Annotated in this window: 16 protein-coding genes and 1 tRNA gene; 15 read left to right on the top strand and 2 right to left on the bottom strand. The window is 71.7% G+C overall.

Features of this window, described 5'->3' with window-relative positions; all coding sequences use genetic code 11:
• Positions 1-41 precede the first annotated feature (41 nt).
• Complete coding sequence (locus ACFCXS_RS11340) at positions 42-1,250, top strand: glycosyltransferase family 2 protein (RefSeq protein ID WP_376643003.1); 1,209 nt, start codon at positions 42-44, stop codon at positions 1,248-1,250.
• 24 nt (positions 1,251-1,274) lie between these two features.
• On the opposite strand, the gene ACFCXS_RS11335 is transcribed toward ACFCXS_RS11340, so the two are convergent.
• A complete protein-coding gene (locus tag ACFCXS_RS11335) occupies positions 1,275-3,308 on the bottom strand; it encodes a hypothetical protein (protein WP_376643002.1) in 2,034 nt (677 codons plus the stop codon).
• Positions 3,309-3,733: 425 nt separating this feature from the next.
• On the opposite strand from ACFCXS_RS11335, the gene proB reads away from it, so the two are divergent.
• The 5 genes from proB (at position 3,734) to ACFCXS_RS11310 (ending at position 8,722) form a co-directional block, all read left to right on the top strand.
• The gene (gene proB, locus ACFCXS_RS11330; RefSeq protein ID WP_376643034.1) at positions 3,734-4,840 is read left to right on the top strand and encodes a glutamate 5-kinase; all 1,107 of its coding nucleotides are present in this window, start codon (positions 3,734-3,736) and stop codon (positions 4,838-4,840) included.
• Between the two features lie 134 nt (positions 4,841-4,974).
• Positions 4,975-5,433 (top strand): hypothetical protein, encoded by a 459-nt coding sequence (locus tag ACFCXS_RS11325; protein ID WP_362233881.1) that lies wholly within the window; start codon positions 4,975-4,977, stop codon positions 5,431-5,433.
• 72 nt (positions 5,434-5,505) lie between these two features.
• Positions 5,506-6,792, top strand: a complete 1,287-nt coding sequence (locus ACFCXS_RS11320; protein ID WP_376643001.1) for a glutamate-5-semialdehyde dehydrogenase — start codon at positions 5,506-5,508, stop codon at positions 6,790-6,792.
• Positions 6,793-6,959: 167 nt separating this feature from the next.
• Positions 6,960-7,562 (top strand): hypothetical protein, encoded by a 603-nt coding sequence (locus ACFCXS_RS11315; RefSeq protein ID WP_376643000.1) that lies wholly within the window; start codon positions 6,960-6,962, stop codon positions 7,560-7,562.
• 89 nt (positions 7,563-7,651) lie between these two features.
• On the top strand, positions 7,652-8,722 hold the full coding sequence (locus tag ACFCXS_RS11310) for a hypothetical protein (protein WP_376642999.1): 1,071 nt from the start codon (positions 7,652-7,654) through the stop codon (positions 8,720-8,722).
• Positions 8,723-9,085: 363 nt separating this feature from the next.
• Here ACFCXS_RS11310 and ACFCXS_RS11305 read toward each other — a convergent pair whose 3' ends face one another.
• Entirely contained in the window at positions 9,086-10,234 is a 1,149-nt protein-coding gene (locus tag ACFCXS_RS11305) for a M48 family metallopeptidase (protein WP_376642998.1), read from the bottom strand.
• Positions 10,235-10,357: 123 nt separating this feature from the next.
• On the opposite strand from ACFCXS_RS11305, the gene ACFCXS_RS11300 reads away from it, so the two are divergent.
• From ACFCXS_RS11300 to ACFCXS_RS11260, 9 genes are all read left to right on the top strand, one after another.
• Complete coding sequence (locus ACFCXS_RS11300) at positions 10,358-10,516, top strand: hypothetical protein (RefSeq protein ID WP_189588933.1); 159 nt, start codon at positions 10,358-10,360, stop codon at positions 10,514-10,516.
• Between the two features lie 164 nt (positions 10,517-10,680).
• Entirely contained in the window at positions 10,681-10,845 is a 165-nt protein-coding gene (locus tag ACFCXS_RS11295; protein ID WP_003990192.1) for a hypothetical protein, read from the top strand.
• A gap of 85 nt (positions 10,846-10,930) precedes the next feature.
• The gene (gene nadD / locus ACFCXS_RS11290; protein ID WP_376642997.1) at positions 10,931-11,674 is read left to right on the top strand and encodes a nicotinate-nucleotide adenylyltransferase; all 744 of its coding nucleotides are present in this window, start codon (positions 10,931-10,933) and stop codon (positions 11,672-11,674) included.
• Between the two features lie 16 nt (positions 11,675-11,690).
• Positions 11,691-13,409 (top strand): LytR C-terminal domain-containing protein, encoded by a 1,719-nt coding sequence (locus tag ACFCXS_RS11285; RefSeq protein WP_376642996.1) that lies wholly within the window; start codon positions 11,691-11,693, stop codon positions 13,407-13,409.
• Positions 13,410-13,514: 105 nt separating this feature from the next.
• Positions 13,515-13,961, top strand: a complete 447-nt coding sequence (rsfS, locus tag ACFCXS_RS11280; protein ID WP_053669099.1) for a ribosome silencing factor — start codon at positions 13,515-13,517, stop codon at positions 13,959-13,961.
• Positions 13,958-14,626: a histidine phosphatase family protein gene (locus ACFCXS_RS11275; protein WP_376642995.1), complete on the top strand. Its 669-nt coding sequence runs from the start codon at positions 13,958-13,960 to the stop codon at positions 14,624-14,626. Before rsfS ends, ACFCXS_RS11275 begins: the two co-directional genes overlap by 4 nt.
• 98 nt (positions 14,627-14,724) lie before the next feature.
• Positions 14,725-14,797: transfer RNA gene (locus ACFCXS_RS11270), tRNA-Ala, on the top strand.
• A 200-nt stretch (positions 14,798-14,997) separates the two neighbouring features.
• A complete protein-coding gene (locus tag ACFCXS_RS11265) occupies positions 14,998-15,168 on the top strand; it encodes a hypothetical protein (RefSeq protein WP_376642994.1) in 171 nt (56 codons plus the stop codon).
• Between the two features lie 3 nt (positions 15,169-15,171).
• Positions 15,172-15,405, top strand: a complete 234-nt coding sequence (locus ACFCXS_RS11260; RefSeq protein ID WP_006136074.1) for a hypothetical protein — start codon at positions 15,172-15,174, stop codon at positions 15,403-15,405.
• Positions 15,406-15,479 lie beyond the last annotated feature (74 nt).

The following is a 15,479-nucleotide window of genomic DNA, read 5'->3' as shown; positions in this document are numbered from 1 at the left end:
GAGGCGATACGGGGGGAATATCCCATTGACTAGGGGGAAACGTGACCGTGACGCAGCCTGATGTGAGTGTGATCATCGGTGCGTACGAAGCGATGCCGTATCTGATCGAGTGCCTCTCGTCCGTCGAGGCACAGACCATCGATCCGACGCGCGTCGAGGTCATCGCGGTGGACGACGGTTCGACGGACGGGACGGGGGAGTACCTGGAGGAGTTCGCCGAGCGGGCTCCCATGCACGTGCTGGTGATCCGGCAGGAGAACTCCGGCGGCCCCAGCGGCCCGCGCAACGTGGGCCTGGGGAAGGCCACCGGGCGTTACGTGTTCTTCCTCGACGCCGACGACCGGCTGGGCCCCGAGGCCCTGGAGCGGATGGTCGCCATGGCCGACCGTGCCGGGACGGACGTGGTGCTCGGCAAGGTCGAGGGCGTCAACCGCTCGGCGCCGAAGTCCATGTGGGGCAGGACGGTGGAGCGGACGGACGTCTTCTCCTCCAACATCAAGTTCACGCTCAGCGCGCAGAAGCTGTTCCGCCGCGCGCTGCTCGACCGGCACGGCATGCGCTTCGACGAGTCGCTGTTCACCGGCGAGGACGCCCTGTTCACCATGGAGGCGTACCTGCGGGCCGACGGCGTGTCCGTGGTGGCCGACCACACCTGCTACTACCTGGTCGGCCGCGACGACGGCAAGCACGTGACCAAGAGCGGCAGTTACACGCTGCGCTTCGACTCCGCGCGGGCCCTGATGGACCTCATCGCCGAGCTCGTCCCCGCGGGCGGCCGGCGCGACCAGCTGATGGTCCGGCCCTTCCTCGTCACGCTGCTGCCGCAGTTCGGGCCCAAGTACCTGACGGACAGCGAGGAGGTACGGCGGCACAAGTTGGAGCTCGCCGGGCCGCTGATGGACACCTACTGGACCGAGGGCGTCGCACACCGCCTCAAGGTCCACGAGCGGCTGCGGCTGCACCTGGTCGCCGAGCGGCGTGCCGAACTGCTGCCGGACGTCGTGAAGTTCGTCAAGAGCAAGAAGCAGGCGGCGGCCCTCCTGGAGAGGAAGGGCCGCCGTGTGTACCTGGCCTACCCGCACTTCCGGGACCGCGCCGCCGGAGTCCCCGACTCGGTCTACCTCGCCGAGCCCCGGGAGGCCCGCGCCTTCCCGGGGTACCGCGAGGGCGGCGTCGACACTTTCATGCGGCGCGCCGTGCGCAAGGCCCGCCGGGTGCTGACGTCCCGGGAGGTACGCCACGCGGCATGACCGGCACGGGGCGTCCGGTGGCGCTCAGCGCTGTGCGGTCGGGATCGCGGTTCCGGTGCGCTGGCCGGGGACCGCGGCCAGTCGCTCCGTCACCCGTGCCCGGTGCTCCCGGGCCTCCGCGCTCAGCGCCCGCACGGCTTCGTTGAAGCGCTCCTGCGACGTGGGCTCGGCCGGGCCCAGCAGCCGCAGCTTCAGCTCGGCTCGGGCCTCGGCCAGACCGTCGAGCTGCGGGTGCCGGACCGTCTCCAGCAGGCTCGGCACCCCGGCGGCGTCCGGCGTCAGCACCGTGGCCGCCACCACCGTCGGGAACGCCGTACGGAAGTCCTCCTCGTCCAGCCCGCTGGTGTTGGCCACCGCGTACGGTTTCTCGCTCGCCAGGAAGTCGCTGATCACGCTCGACACATCGCTGATCAGCAGGTCGGCCACGTTGAAGCAGGAGTACAGCGCGGGCCGGGCGTCCGTGACGATCTGGTGCTCACCCGCCGGCAGCGAGGCCCAGTAAGCCTCCTCCCACGCGGCCGTCGCCCGTTTCACCGCCTCGGCGCGGCCCGGCTCCGGCGCCGACTGCACCAGCATCCGCTCCACGGTGTCGGCCCCGGAGCGGAAGACCGACGTGGTGAGCCGGTCCAGCTCGGCGGTGCGGCGGGCGAGTTCCGCTCCGTCGGCAGGGCGCGTCACCGCCCGCTCGCGGTTGGCCGCCCGGATCAACTCGCGGATCCGCAGATCGGCCGCGCCCGCGCGCGGATCCACCGAGCCCGTCAGCGGATGCGGCTTGTACAGCAGCCGCACGCCGGGGTCAGCGAGCAGCGCCCGCACCAGGTTCTCCCCGGCCGCGATCACCGACGTGTTGCCGGGGTTGCCGTCCCAGCCCTCCCAGGTCGGCGCGTACAGCACGGTCGTCCAGGGCCCGGCCGGCGGACCCGCGTAGGGCAGTATGCCGTCCAGCTGCGGGCGGCCCGTCTCCACCACGTCCTTGTCCTCGACCCCGACCTCGGCCAGCGCGTACCGCTCGCGCGCGGCGGGCCCGGCCACCCACACCTCGTCGTACGCCTTCGCGTACGGGTTGCAGGAGGACAGCTTGTCGCTCTCGCCGTGGTTGACGAAGGTGTGCCTGATGGTGGGGATGCGCAGCACCTGGGAGGTCTTGCCGGAGTTCGACGGGTGGATGAGGACCTGGAGCGTGGAGTGTTCCAGGCGCATCAGCGTCGACACCTTCGGCAGGCAGACGATCGGGATGTCCGTCGCCGCGATCTTCTGCACCATGAACCGCTCGCGCAGGATGATGACCGGCCTGCCCTCGATGCCGGCGAGCGGCGCCAGCCACATGTTCGCCTGGTAGGCCGAGGCGGCGCCGCCGGAGAAGTACAGGCCGGCGGTCGGCCGGTACGCGGCCAGCCACGCGTCGAACCACTCGAGCACCTTCTGCTCGTCCGCCGGGCGGCGGCCCGGCAGCAGCCGGAGCAGCAGCGCGCCGAGGCCGGTCAGGCCGAGGACGAGGGAGAGCGCGATGCCCGCCGCCGCGTACACCGGACGGTCGCCCGGCGTGCTGGCCAGCAGCCCGGCCGTCGCCGGCAGGCCGAACACCAACAGCCGTGGGCCGGGACGGCGCAGCAGCGCGGGCGGGGCCGGGGACAGCCGCAGGGCCGAGGCGTCGATGTTCCGGGTCAGCACCGGCAGGGTGCGGGTGCGGCGCACGAGCACGGAGACCGCCTGGATCGCGCAGTGCAGCACGTAGCAGACGAACAGCCCGGCCACCAGCGGGACGTACACCCTCTCCCGGTCCTGCTCGTCCAGCCGCAGCACGGCCACGACCAGCAACAGATCCCGTACGACCTGGCGCACGGTGACGTCGGCGTGCGACTTGGCGAACAGCGACAGCACCCCGCGCTGCCACTTGTACAGGACGCCTTCGGTGGCCAGGGAGGCGACCGTCGCGGCGATCAGCAGCGGAACCTGGGGCAGTAGCGCCGCGATCGCCTGTGCGGCGAACGCGGCGGCCAGGACGACGGTGACCAGCCCCTTGAGGAGGGCCTGCTGACGGGGGAGAGGTACGGGCACTGCGGTCACTCCAGGAGCGTCGGGTCGGCGCAGGTCGGCCGTCCGGGTTAACGCGCGGCGGCCTCCCGACGACACGCGCGTGTCGCCGGGGTGTGGGGGTGGGGGCCGTAAAGCGTGTCGTCGGACGGTAGCGGAAGATCCGGTTCCTGTCGTGGGGTGGGCCCGGAAGACGTGGAAGGTGGGCGTCCGGCAGGAGGAGAGGGCGAGCCGGCGGAGGGGAAGGGCGAGGGCCGTCGGCGCCGTCGACCTCGGCTCCGTCGCCGAGTGGCGCACCGGCCGAGGGCGGCGCGCTCCCGTGACGCGGACGGCACCGTCCGTAGCGTGGACCACCGCGGCACACGGTCCGGCCGTCCCGTAGATTTCCTGGTGAGGGAGCGAATCGACGCGAGGGGACGGACGGCGACGTGGCAGGGGCAAGGCAGGCCGTGGGCGAGGCCCGCAGGATCGTCGTCAAAGTCGGCTCCTCCTCGCTGACCACCGCCTCGGGCGGCCTGGACGCGGACCGGGTGGACGCGCTGGTCGACGTCCTCGCCAAGGTGCGCAGCGGCGGGGAGCGCGAGATCGTCCTGGTCTCCTCGGGCGCCATCGCCGCCGGCCTGGCCCCGCTGGGCCTGCGCCGCCGCCCCAGGGACCTCGCCCGGCAGCAGGCCGCAGCCAGCGTCGGCCAGGGCCTGCTGGTCGCCCGCTACACGGCCTCCTTCGCCCGCTACGGCGTCCGTGTCGGGCAGGTCCTGCTGACCTCCGACGACATGAGCCGCCGCTCGCACCACCGCAACGCCTCGCGCACCCTCGACAAGCTGCTCGCCATGGGTGCCTTCCCGATCGTCAACGAGAACGACACCGTCGCCACGGACGAGATCCGCTTCGGCGACAACGACCGCCTCGCCGCCCTCGTCGCCCACCTCGTCCACGCCGACCTGCTGGTCCTGCTGTCCGACGTGGACGGCGTCTACGACGGCGACCCGGCGAAAGCCGGCACCTCCCGCATCGGTGAGGTCCGCGCCCCTGCCGACCTCGCGGACGTCGAGATCGGCAGCAGCGGCAAGGCCGGCGTCGGCACCGGCGGCATGGTCACCAAGGTCGAGGCCGCCCGCATCGCGGCCGCCGCCGGTGTTCCCGTCGTCCTCACCAGCGCCGTCCACGCGGCCGACGCGCTGACCGGCCAGGACACCGGCACCTTCTTCCACCCCACCGGCAAGCGCTCCGCCGACCGGCTGCTGTGGCTCCAGCACGCTTCCACCCCGCAGGGCGCCCTGACCCTGGACGACGGTGCCGTGCAGGCCGTCGTGGACCGCCGCAAGTCGCTGCTGCCGGCCGGTATCGCCGCCGTCGAGGGCGAGTTCAGCGCCGGCGACCCGGTCGAGCTGCGGGACGGCACGGGGCACGCCGTGGCCCGGGGGCTCGTCAACTTCGACGCCAAGGAGATTCCCCGGCTGATCGGCCGCTCCACCCGGGAACTGGCCCGCGAACTCGGACCCGGGTACGAACGCGAGGTCGTACACAGGGACGACCTGGTGGTCCTGCACCCCTAATGTGTCGAAACGTCCGCCCCCGGTGGTGGACGTTCCGCAAAACCGCCACGCGATCCCTTGCGGCCTGCTCAACTTTGTCCCGGGGACCTAATCCGCAGCAGCGCCACTGTGCAAAGGAGGCCGTCGTGAGACGAGTGCGCCCTGGGACTCAGGGGTCCCGCGGTGGTGCCGGCTCCCGCGCGGCCGGTGAGGAGCGTGCCCTGACCAGCGTGGCGGCCGGGGACCGGTTCGAGGGCGAGGAACCCGTGGACACCCCACGCCTGTGGCACGTCACCCTCAGCGTCTCCGGCAAGGAGGCCCCGCTCCCCGAGGTCCGGCGGGCCCTGGAGCAGCTCGCCCACGACCATCCCTTCTTCCTGACCAGCCGGTACGCGGTCGACCACGCGGAGATCCGCTACTGGGAGGAGGCCCGCGACCTGCACGACGCGGCCGCCGTCGCCCTGCGCCTGTGGGGCGAGCACCGGCAGACCGCCGGGCTGCCGCCCTGGGAGATCGTCGGCCTGGAGGTCATCGACCGCGTGACCTACCACCAGCGCATCGCAGAGGGGTACGGTCCGCCCCCGGCGTCCCCGGTCGGCGTCCATCCGTTTTGACCCGTTCCACGACGTGTCTCGCGCTGTGGAACGAACGATGAACCGAGCCGCCCGGCGCACTACCCTTCCCTCATGACCACGCTCTCTCCGTACGACTCGATGTCCCCGGTCACCGAGGCCGCCTACCGAGCCAAGGCCGCCGCCGCGACCATCGCGCCGCTGCCCCGGGCCGAGAAGGACGACGCGCTGCTCGCCATCGCGGACGCGCTGGAGGTCCGGGCGAGCGAGATCGTCGAGGCCAACGCCGAGGACGTCGCCAGGGCCCGCGAGGCCGGCATCGACGAGGGCATGATCGACCGGCTCACGCTCACCCCCGAGCGGATCCGCGCCATCGCCTCCGACGTGCGCGACGTGGCGGCGCTGCCCGACCCGGTCGGCGAGGTCGTACGCGGCTCCACGCTCCCCAACGGCATCGACCTGCGCCAGGTGCGCGTGCCGCTCGGCGTCGTCGGGATCATCTACGAGGGCCGGCCGAACGTCACCGTCGACGCCGCCGCCCTCTGCCTGAAGTCCGGCAACGCGGTCCTGCTGCGTGGCTCCTCCTCGGCGTACCGGTCCAACACCGCCCTCGTACGCGTCCTGCGCGACGCCGTCGGCGGGGCCGGACTGCCCGCCGACGCCGTCCAGCTCGTCCCCGGCGAGAGCCGTGACAGCGTGCGCGAGCTGATGCGCGCCCGCGGCCTGGTCGACGTCCTCATCCCGCGCGGCGGCGCCTCCCTGATCAACACGGTCGTCCAGGAGTCCGTCGTCCCGGTCATCGAGACCGGCACCGGCAACTGCCACGTCTACGTCGACGCGCAGGCCGACCTCGACATGGCCGTCGAGATCCTGATCAACTCCAAGGCCCACCGGGTCAGCGTCTGCAACGCCGCCGAGACCCTCCTGGTCCACCAGGACATCGCCGCGGAGTTCCTGCCCCGCGCCCTGGACGCCCTCGCGGAGGCCGGGGTCACCGTGCACGCCGACGAGCGCGTGCAGGCCTACGCCAAGAACTCCAAGGCCACCGTCGTCGAGGCGACGGCCGAGGACTGGGAGACCGAGTACCTGTCGTACGACATCGCCGCCGCGGTGGTGGACTCGCTGGACAAGGCCGTCGAGCACATCCGGCTGTGGACCTCCGGCCACACCGAGGCCATCGTCACGACGTCCCAGCAGGCCGCCCGCCGCTTCACCCAGCTGGTCGACTCCACCACCGTCGCCGTGAACGCCTCCACCCGCTTCACCGACGGCGGCCAGTTCGGCTTCGGCGCCGAGATCGGCATCTCCACGCAGAAGCTGCACTCCCGCGGCCCCATGGGCCTGCCGGAGCTGACCAGCACGAAGTACATCGTCACCGGGGACGGGCACGTACGGCGCTGAGCCGTGCGCACCGGGGGAGTACCGGTATGCGCACCGTCGCATGCCCGTGCAGGGTCACCCGGGTGGCGCAGACGCGTACGGGAGGAGTGCCCGGCGGGCGCGCGCCCGCCGACGCCCCGTGGAAGCCGTCTCGACCGGCGGATGAATTTCCATACCGTCTGCCCAAATTGACCCCTCAGGTCTACTCTGGATCCGTGCCGGAGGACGTGGGGGGCACGCCGTTTCCGGACGGCCGGGAGCCCGACGACGACCACGACCGCGGGGTGTCGGACGAAGAGTTCGCCTCCGTGGTCTTCGACGAGGCCTTCGTCCGCGCGGCCGTGGTGCACGAGCCGACCGCGGTGGAGCGCCTCCTGGCCGCCGCACAGGCGAGAGCCGAGGCCTCCGAGGCCGAGGCGCGCCGCGCCCACACCAGGGGCGAGCGCTACGACGACCGGTACGGCCCGGACGGGCGGGGTGCGTTCGGTCATGATCCCGGCCTCGACGAGTTCGACGACCCCGACATCGTCGAGGACCACTACGGCGGCACCGGGCCGTACTCCAAACAGGTGCGCTGGCACCGCCCCGTCGCCTGGGTGCTAGCCCTCGTGATGGGCATCGGCATGGTCGCCCTGGCCTTCACGGCGGTCTACCGGGGTGCGTCCTCCGACCGTGAGGAGCCCGCGCCGCCGCCCGCCTCGACCGGGCTGGAACAGGGCAGCGCGGTGGCACCCTCGGCCTCCGCCGAGTACTCTCCGCCGGCCGTCTCGGTGATCCCCCACAGCCCCTGACCGGAACCCGCCCATCTTGGTGAGAACCTGTCAGAACTTGTGGAGCAGCCGGGCGTTTACCCGTGCTTCCGGCGACCTACCCTGAAGATATGGGCGGGCCTGGAAACCCACCTGAGGGGCCTGCGGAGGGCGCCCCCGGAGGTGGCGAGGACGAGTACCGATCCGTCGTGTTCGACGAGTCGTTCATCCGTGCTGCCCGGCTCCAGGAGTTCTCCGCGCAGGAGCGCATCGCCGACCACGCCCCCGCGGTCCGCCGCCGCCGGCCGCTGCGCAGGGGCCTGTCCCGGCAGGCGCTGGTCCTCGTCCTGCTGATCGCCGTCGCCTTCGGTACCGCGATCTACATGGGCGTACGGCATCCCTACCAGACCCCAGCCGCCCGGGAACCGGTCGAGCCCCTGCGGATGACCGTCATCCCGCTCGCCCCCGAGGGCAAGGTGCCCGGCACGGCGGACCCGGCCTACCTGTACGAGCACAGCCCCGCCGCACAGTTCCGGACCGGCGCGGAGGGGGTGCCGCTGCCCGCCTCGCGGCGCACCGCGCACTTCTCGGACAGTCAGGTCGTGAGCGCCCTGACCACCGCCAAGGACTACATCGTCCGCTCGGCCATGGACCCCGAGGTCCTCACGGGCGGCGAGGTCCGCGCCGTCCGCGTGCTGCTCGACCCGGACCAACTGGACCAGTTCGACCAGAGCTTCACCCGCCCCACCGCCGACGGACGCCACGCGCCCACCGGCTGGCTGGTGCGTTTCGACCCCTCGCGCGCCGAGCTCGCCGACCGGAGGGTCCGGGCCCAGGGCACGCTGCAGGCCGCCGAGACCGACGCGTCGACGCTGGAGGTCACCGCCGACCACACGTTCGTGTACGCGCTGCGGGCGGCCGGGAGCGGTGACAAGGACAAGGTGTCCCTGTTCACTCTCCGGCGCGAGCTGCACTTCCGCTTCGACCGCGACGATCTGCGGCTGCACCAGGCCCAGCTGCTGGTCTCCTACGTCCAGGCCGGGCCGCTTTCCTGCGCCGAGGACTCCACGAACCACCTCCGGCCCCTGCTGGCCGGGCAGACGGCCAAGGAGGGCGGCCCCGCCGGCACCGACCCCTACGCCACGGGCGGCGCGACGGCCCTGTGCGGCTCCCTGGCGAGGAGCGCGCAGCCGAAGGTGTGAGGGCCCCGGCCGGGCGTGAGAAGCCACCAGCCGGGCCGGGACGGCCCAGCCGGACCGGAGGAGGCCCGAGCCGGGTCGGAGGAGGCCCGAGCCGGGTCGGAGGAGGTCCGAGCCGGGTCGGAGGAGGTCCGAGCCGGGTCGGAGGAGGTCCGAGCCGGGTCGGAGGAGGTCCGAGCCGGGTCGGAGGAGGTCCGAGCCGGGTCGGAGAAGGCCCCAGCCGGGTCGGGAGGGCGCCGGCCGAGCCTTCACCGGGGCAGCCGGGCCCGGGAGAGGGCCGGAAGCGGGGGCGCGAGCGCACGAGCAGCCCCGTCACGCCGCCGGGAATCTGCGAGCGCACGAGCCCCGTCACGCCGGCCGGGAATCCTAGCGTTCGTCCCGCGGCGGCCGGTCGTCTTCCGAGGAGTCCGCCGGGCCCGAGGAGTCCGACGGGCCCGGCGCGTCTGTCGCGGGCCCCTGCGGCGGCTTCGGGGGCGCGGTCGTGAAGCCGTTGAAGCCGCGGCGGACCCGGTCGCCCAGGTCGCCGGCGCCGCCCGCGAGGTCCGTGACCAGCTTCATCAGCGGGTCCTTGGAGCTCTTCACGTGGGAGGTGTAGTGGTTCGCCGAATCCCGCCAGGAGTCCCGCACCGAGGTGTCCTTGTCCTCGTCACGCCGCGGGTAGTGGCCGTCCATGATCCGCTGGAAGTCCCGCGACTCCGCCCACTTCTTCAGCTCGGCCGCCCGCACGGTGGTGAAGGGGTGGGAGCGGGGCAGCACGTTGAGGATCTTCAGCACGGAGTCGCGCAGGTCGCCCCCGGCCTCGTACTCCTCGGCCTGGGCCAGGAACGCGTCCACGTTCATCTCGTGCAGGTGGTTGCCGCCCGCGATCTTCATCAGACCCCGCATCGAGGCCTTCAGGTCCTGCCCGACCAGCAGCCCCGCGCGGTCCGCGGACAGCTCCGACTTGCGGAACCACTCCCGCAGCCCGGTCACGATCGCCATGATCGCGAGATTGCCCAGGGGGATCCACGCGACCCGGACGGCCAGGCTCGTCAGGAACAGCAGGATCGTCCGGTAGACGGAGTGCCCGGACAACGCATGTCCCACCTCGTGCCCGACGACCGCCCGCATCTCCTCCTCGTCCAGCAGCTCGACGAGACCCGTCGTGACGACGATGATCGGCTCGTCCAGGCCGATGCACATGGCGTTCGGCTGCGGGTCCTGGTTCACGTACATCGGCGGGACCTTCTCCAGGTCCAGGATGTAGCAGGCGTCCCGCAGCATCACGTTCAGATGGGCGAACTGCTGGTCCGAGACCCGCACCGAGTCGGACAGGAACAGCAGCCGCAGACTGCGCTCGGGCAGCAGGCCGCTGAGCGCCTTGAACACCGTGTCGAAACCGCTCAGCTTGCGCAGCGCCACCAGGGCGGAGCGGTCGGCCGGGTGCTCGTAGGTGCGCGAGGAGATCCCGGGGAAGCGCCTGCGCTGCCTGCTCGGCACGTGCTCGTGCCCGTTGTGCTCGTGGCCGTCGGACATGTCTTCCCCCAGCGTCTGGTGTGACCTTTGCGGCCCTTTGTGCGGCCTTTTGCTTCCCCGAGGCAGAGCCCAGCCTAGGCGGAGTTACGGTGGTCGGGCAGTACAGCGAAGGAGACCACCGCCATGGAGCACCACCCCGCATCCGCCTGGCTCGCCGGGGCCGCGAACGCCGCCGGAGGGCAAGGTCCGGGGATGCTGCGGATCGTGCTGATCGTGATGATCCTGGGCTGTGCGCTGACCGCGTGGTTCCTGCTGCGTGGCTACAGACGGAAGGACGACTGAGGCCACACGAAGGTTCCCCGCCGGGCCCCGGGACCGGCCCCGGCGGCGGCACGCGTGACCGCCCGCGGTACCAACAAGCGGAGTCGGGGTGATCGCGGAACGGGCGCCCGCTTACGATGAGCCGACGTCTTTAACCCGCCCTCACGCGATAGGTCCTGCCGAAGATGAGCTTCCACAGCACCGCTGCCCAGTTGGTCACCCTCGCCGCCGAGGGCGAAGAGCACGGCGGAAACCACGAGAGCCTCAGCCCCTACCTCACCGGCGGCGGCGCGCTCTTCATCCTGCTGCTCCTGCTGTGGATCACCACCCGCTTCAACCGCGACCGCTGAGACCGGCAGGGCATCCCGCCGAGGACGCCCGGGGGACCACGGGGGCGGCCGGAGCCCTCAGGCAGGGCCGGTAGGGTCTGCACGCATGGGAGAGCAGGACATGCCTACCGGTCCGGCGAACGAGACGCCGCACGACCCGGCACGGGACACGGCGAGCGGAACCGAGCGACACTCGGAGCCCCGCCGTGCCTCCGCGGTGGCCGGCGGGACCGACGGCCCCGGAAAGAGCCCGTCGCGACCGGGCAAGCGCCGCCTCGGTGTCATGGGCGGCACCTTCGACCCGATCCACCACGGGCACCTGGTGGCGGCCAGCGAGGTCGCCGCGGCGTTCCACCTCGACGAAGTGGTCTTCGTGCCGACCGGCCAGCCCTGGCAGAAGACCCACCGCAGCGTCTCCCCGGCCGAGGACCGCTACCTGATGACGGTCATCGCCACCGCCGAGAACCCGCAGTTCTCCGTGAGCCGCATCGACATCGACCGCGGCGGCCCCACCTACACCGTGGACACCCTGCGCGACCTGCGCGCGCTCAACCCCGACACGGACCTGTTCTTCATCACCGGCGCCGACGCGCTCGCCCAGATCCTGACCTGGCGGGACAACGAGGAGCTGTTCTCCCTGGCGCACTTCATCGGGGCCACCCGGCCGGGCCACCACCTGGACGACTCCGGGCTCCCGGAGGGCGGTGTCTCGCTGGTGGAGGTTCCCGCCCTGGCCATCTCCTCCACCGACTGCCGCGCGAGAGTCGCCAAGGGCGATCCGATCTGGTACCTGGTGCCGGACGGCGTCGTGCGCTATATCGACAAGCGCGAGCTGTACCGCGGCGAGTGAGCCGAGAGGGGCACCGGTGAACGACCGATACGACGCGGGGGCCGCGGACCACGGCGCCGACCAGTACGAGCTCGTCGGCTACGACGAGTACGGCCGGCCGGTCTACCGGCAGGCCCCGACCCAGCAGCAGACGTACGACCCGTACGCCCAGCAGCAGCACCAGCAGCAGCACCAGGGCTACGGCTACGACCCGTACGCGCAGACGGAGCAGCCCCCGTCGGCGTACGGCTACGGCACGGGCGAGCCCGCCTCCGGCTACGGCTCCTACGATCCGTACGGCACCGCCCCGCAGCAGGGCCGGCCCGGGCAGGGCGCCCCGCACGACCCCTACGGGCAGGCCGCCGCCGGAGCCACCGGCCCGCAGCCCCGCGTCGCGGAGCAGCCGGCCCAGCAGACCGCCCACATCCCGCAGCAGGCCGGCCCGGCCCACGACCGGGACACTCCCGACGAACCGCAACGGGATTACCACACCGAGCAGTTCGCCTTCGTCGAGGAACCGGACGCGAACTCCGAAGACGTCATCGACTGGCTGAAGTTCACCGAGAACCGCACGGAACGCCGCGAGGAGGCCCGGCGCCGGGCCCGCAGCCGCATCGTCGCCCTGACGGTCGTCCTCGCGCTCGTCGCGGCCGGCGGCGTCGGCTGGCTCTGGTACGCGGGGAAGCTGCCCGGCCTCTCCTCCGAGGACTCCAAGACGGGCACCGCGACGGCCGCGGGCGCCCAGAAGCGCGACGTGATCGTCGTCCACCTGCACGACATCAAGGGCGGCGGCACCTCCACGGCCCTGCTCGTCGACAACACCACCACCCAGCGCGGCGCCACCGTCCTGCTGCCCAACTCCCTCGCCCTGACCAGCGACGACGGCACCACGACGACGCTCGCCAAGTCGGTCGAGGACGACGGCTCCGACGGCACCCGCGACGCGCTCGACACGGTCCTCGGCACCGACATCGAGGGCACCTGGCGCCTGGACTCGCCCTACCTGCAGAACCTCGTCGACCTGGTCGGCAACATCGACGTCGACACCGACACCGACGTCCCCGACCCCGCCGCCAAGAAGAAGGGCGAGGCCCCCCTGGTCAACAAGGGCCAGGACCAGACCCTCAGCGGCAAGATGGCGGTCGCCTACGCCACCTACCGCGCTCCCGGCGAGGCCCAGAACGCCCAGCTGGACCGGTTCGGGCAGGTCATGGAGGGCGTGCTGCGCAAGATGTCCTCCGACCCGCAGGCCGCGACGACCACCATCCAGACCCTCGCCCAGATCCTCGACCCGTCCCTCACCGACAAGGACCTCGGCACCTTCCTCGCCGGGCTCTCCGACCTCGCCAAGGGCGGCGACGTCAAGACCGACCTGCTGCCCGTCCGGAACGACGGCACGCTCAGCGCCCAGGCGAGCGCGGGGGTCGTCAGGAACGTCCTCGGCGGCACCGCCAAGAGCCCCGACAAGGACGCCGCCGTCAGCGTCTCCGTCCAGAACGCCACCGGCGTCAAGGACAACACCGAGAAGGCCCGCGTCGTGCTCCTCAACGGCGGCTTCACCTTCCTGGAGAGCGGCACCGGCACCGCCCGGGCCACCTCCGAGGTCGTGTACGCCGACGCGGCCGACAAAGCCGATGCCGCCGAGGTCGCCAAGACCCTGGGCCTGCCCGCGGCCTCCGTCACCAAGGGCAAGATCTCCGCGAGTGCCGACGTCTCCGTGGTCCTCGGCCAGGACTACAAGCCGTCGGCCGGCTAGCCGCAGGGAGCGCGCTCCCCATGTGATTCCCGTTATCGCGTGGGGGGCCCGCGGCGGTCCGTGAGACCCTTGGGTGTCAAGAGTCCGCCGACCGAAAGCCTTGCAGTGACCGTGACCGACCGCTCTCACGAGCTGATCAACACCGCCGCCCAGGCGGCCGCCGACAAGCTGGCCCACGACATCGTCGCCTACGACGTCAGTGACGTGCTGTCCATCACGGACGCCTTCCTGCTGGCCTCCGCGCCCAACGACCGCCAGGTCAAGGCGATCGTCGACGCGATCGAGGAGCGCCTCTCGAAGGAACTCGACGCGAAGCCGGTGCGCCGCGAGGGCGACCGAGAGGCCCGCTGGGTGCTGCTCGACTACGTCGACATCGTCGTCCACGTCCAGCACAGCGAGGAGCGCGTCTTCTACGCCCTGGAGCGGCTGTGGAAGGACTGCCCCGAGCTCGACCTGCCCGAGGAGGCCAAGGCCACCCGTGGCAAGGCCGAGGAGCACGCCAAGCTGCGAGCGGCCGAGGAGGAGGCCGAACTGGACGGTGACTGGCGTTGACCGCCCCCAACGAGGCGTCCGCCGCGAAGGGCCGTGGCCGTCGCATCATCCTCTGGCGGCACGGCCAGACCTCGTGGAACGTGGAGCGCCGCTTCCAGGGCAGCACGGACGTCGAGCTGACCGGGACCGGCGTCGACCAGGCCCGCCGCGCCGCCCGGCTGCTCGCCTCCCTGAAGCCGGACGCCATGGTCGCTTCCGACCTGCGGCGCGCGGCGGCCACCGCCGCCGAGCTCGCCACGCTCACCGGCCTCGACGTCACCCACGACGAGGGGCTGCGGGAGACCTACGCGGGCGTCTGGCAGGGCCTGACGCACGAGGAGATCATCGCCCGGTACGGCGAGGAGTACGCCGCCTGGAAGCGCGGCGAGCCGGTGCGCCGGGGTGGCGGCGAACTGGAGACCGAGGTCGCCGACCGTGCGGCCCCGGTGGTGCTCCGGCACGCCGAGAAGCTCCCCGAGGACGGCACGCTCGTCGTGGTCAGCCACGGCGGCACGATCCGCACCACCATCGGCCGCCTGCTGGGTCTCGACCCCCGCAACTGGGAGAGCCTCGGCGGACTCTCCAACTGCTGCTGGTCCGTGCTCGGCGAAGGGGCCCGCGGCTGGCGTCTGCTGGAACACAACGCCGGCACCCTGCCGGAACCCGTGCTCGGCGACGACGACTGACCCCCGGATTTCACTTTCCGGCAGGTCGCAGGCTAAAGTTCTTCTTGTTCGCCCCGCCAGCGGGGCAACAGAACAACATGCGGTTCCACCGCGTGTGAGGGGCTATAGCTCAGTTGGTAGAGCGCCTGCATGGCATGCAGGAGGTCAGGAGTTCAATTCTCCTTAGCTCCACGTCAAGATCCCGTTCCCGGTGTGGGGGCGGGATTTTTCGTGCTCCGGCTTGAGTCACTCGGGCTTGCTGAGGCGTATACCTCTACGGCCCCGCCGGGTGGCGTGTCCGGACTGGTACTGAGGCGTCGCTGACCGTATTGGTCCGGCCGTGGCAGAATCAAACGGCCGGAAGGGGGCGCGGCCCGACGGGAGGAGTAGCGATGCCTGCGAGCATCCTCGAGGAGGTCGACCACCTCCTCGAAGCGTTCACACGGGACATGTCCACCCGACTGAGCTGCCCTTCCTGCGGTTCGGGGCACGTGGCCCAGATGCTCGGCGACAACGGCGGGATTTCCTACGTGTGCACGGCCTGCGGCCACAGCTGGAGCTGATCGATGGGTGCACACAGGCGGAAGTGCGACTGGTGCGGCAGCGGGACGCCGATCGTCCGCGACATGGAGCCGATCAATCCCGACTACCAGTACTGGTGCGAGGAATGCGCGCGGGCGCTGATCATAAAAGGCGACCCGATCGAGACGTACCGGGAGTTGGAGGGCGAGCCGATCTACGGCCGGCTGCTGGAGGAGCACTGCACGCTCAAGCGGTTCTATTCGTTCGTCACGGCCTGACGCCCGAAGTCCCGAAGCCTCGATGTCCCGAAGCCTCGGGGGCGGCGAAACGGTCATATCGGGCAAGGTGAAAC

The organism is Streptomyces sp. NPDC056373, from assembly GCF_042262425.1.
Classification (GTDB): Bacteria; Actinomycetota; Actinomycetes; order Streptomycetales; family Streptomycetaceae; genus Streptomyces.
The sequence above is the reverse complement of the archived record's forward strand: the minus strand, read 5'-3'. Positions and strand labels throughout refer to the sequence as shown.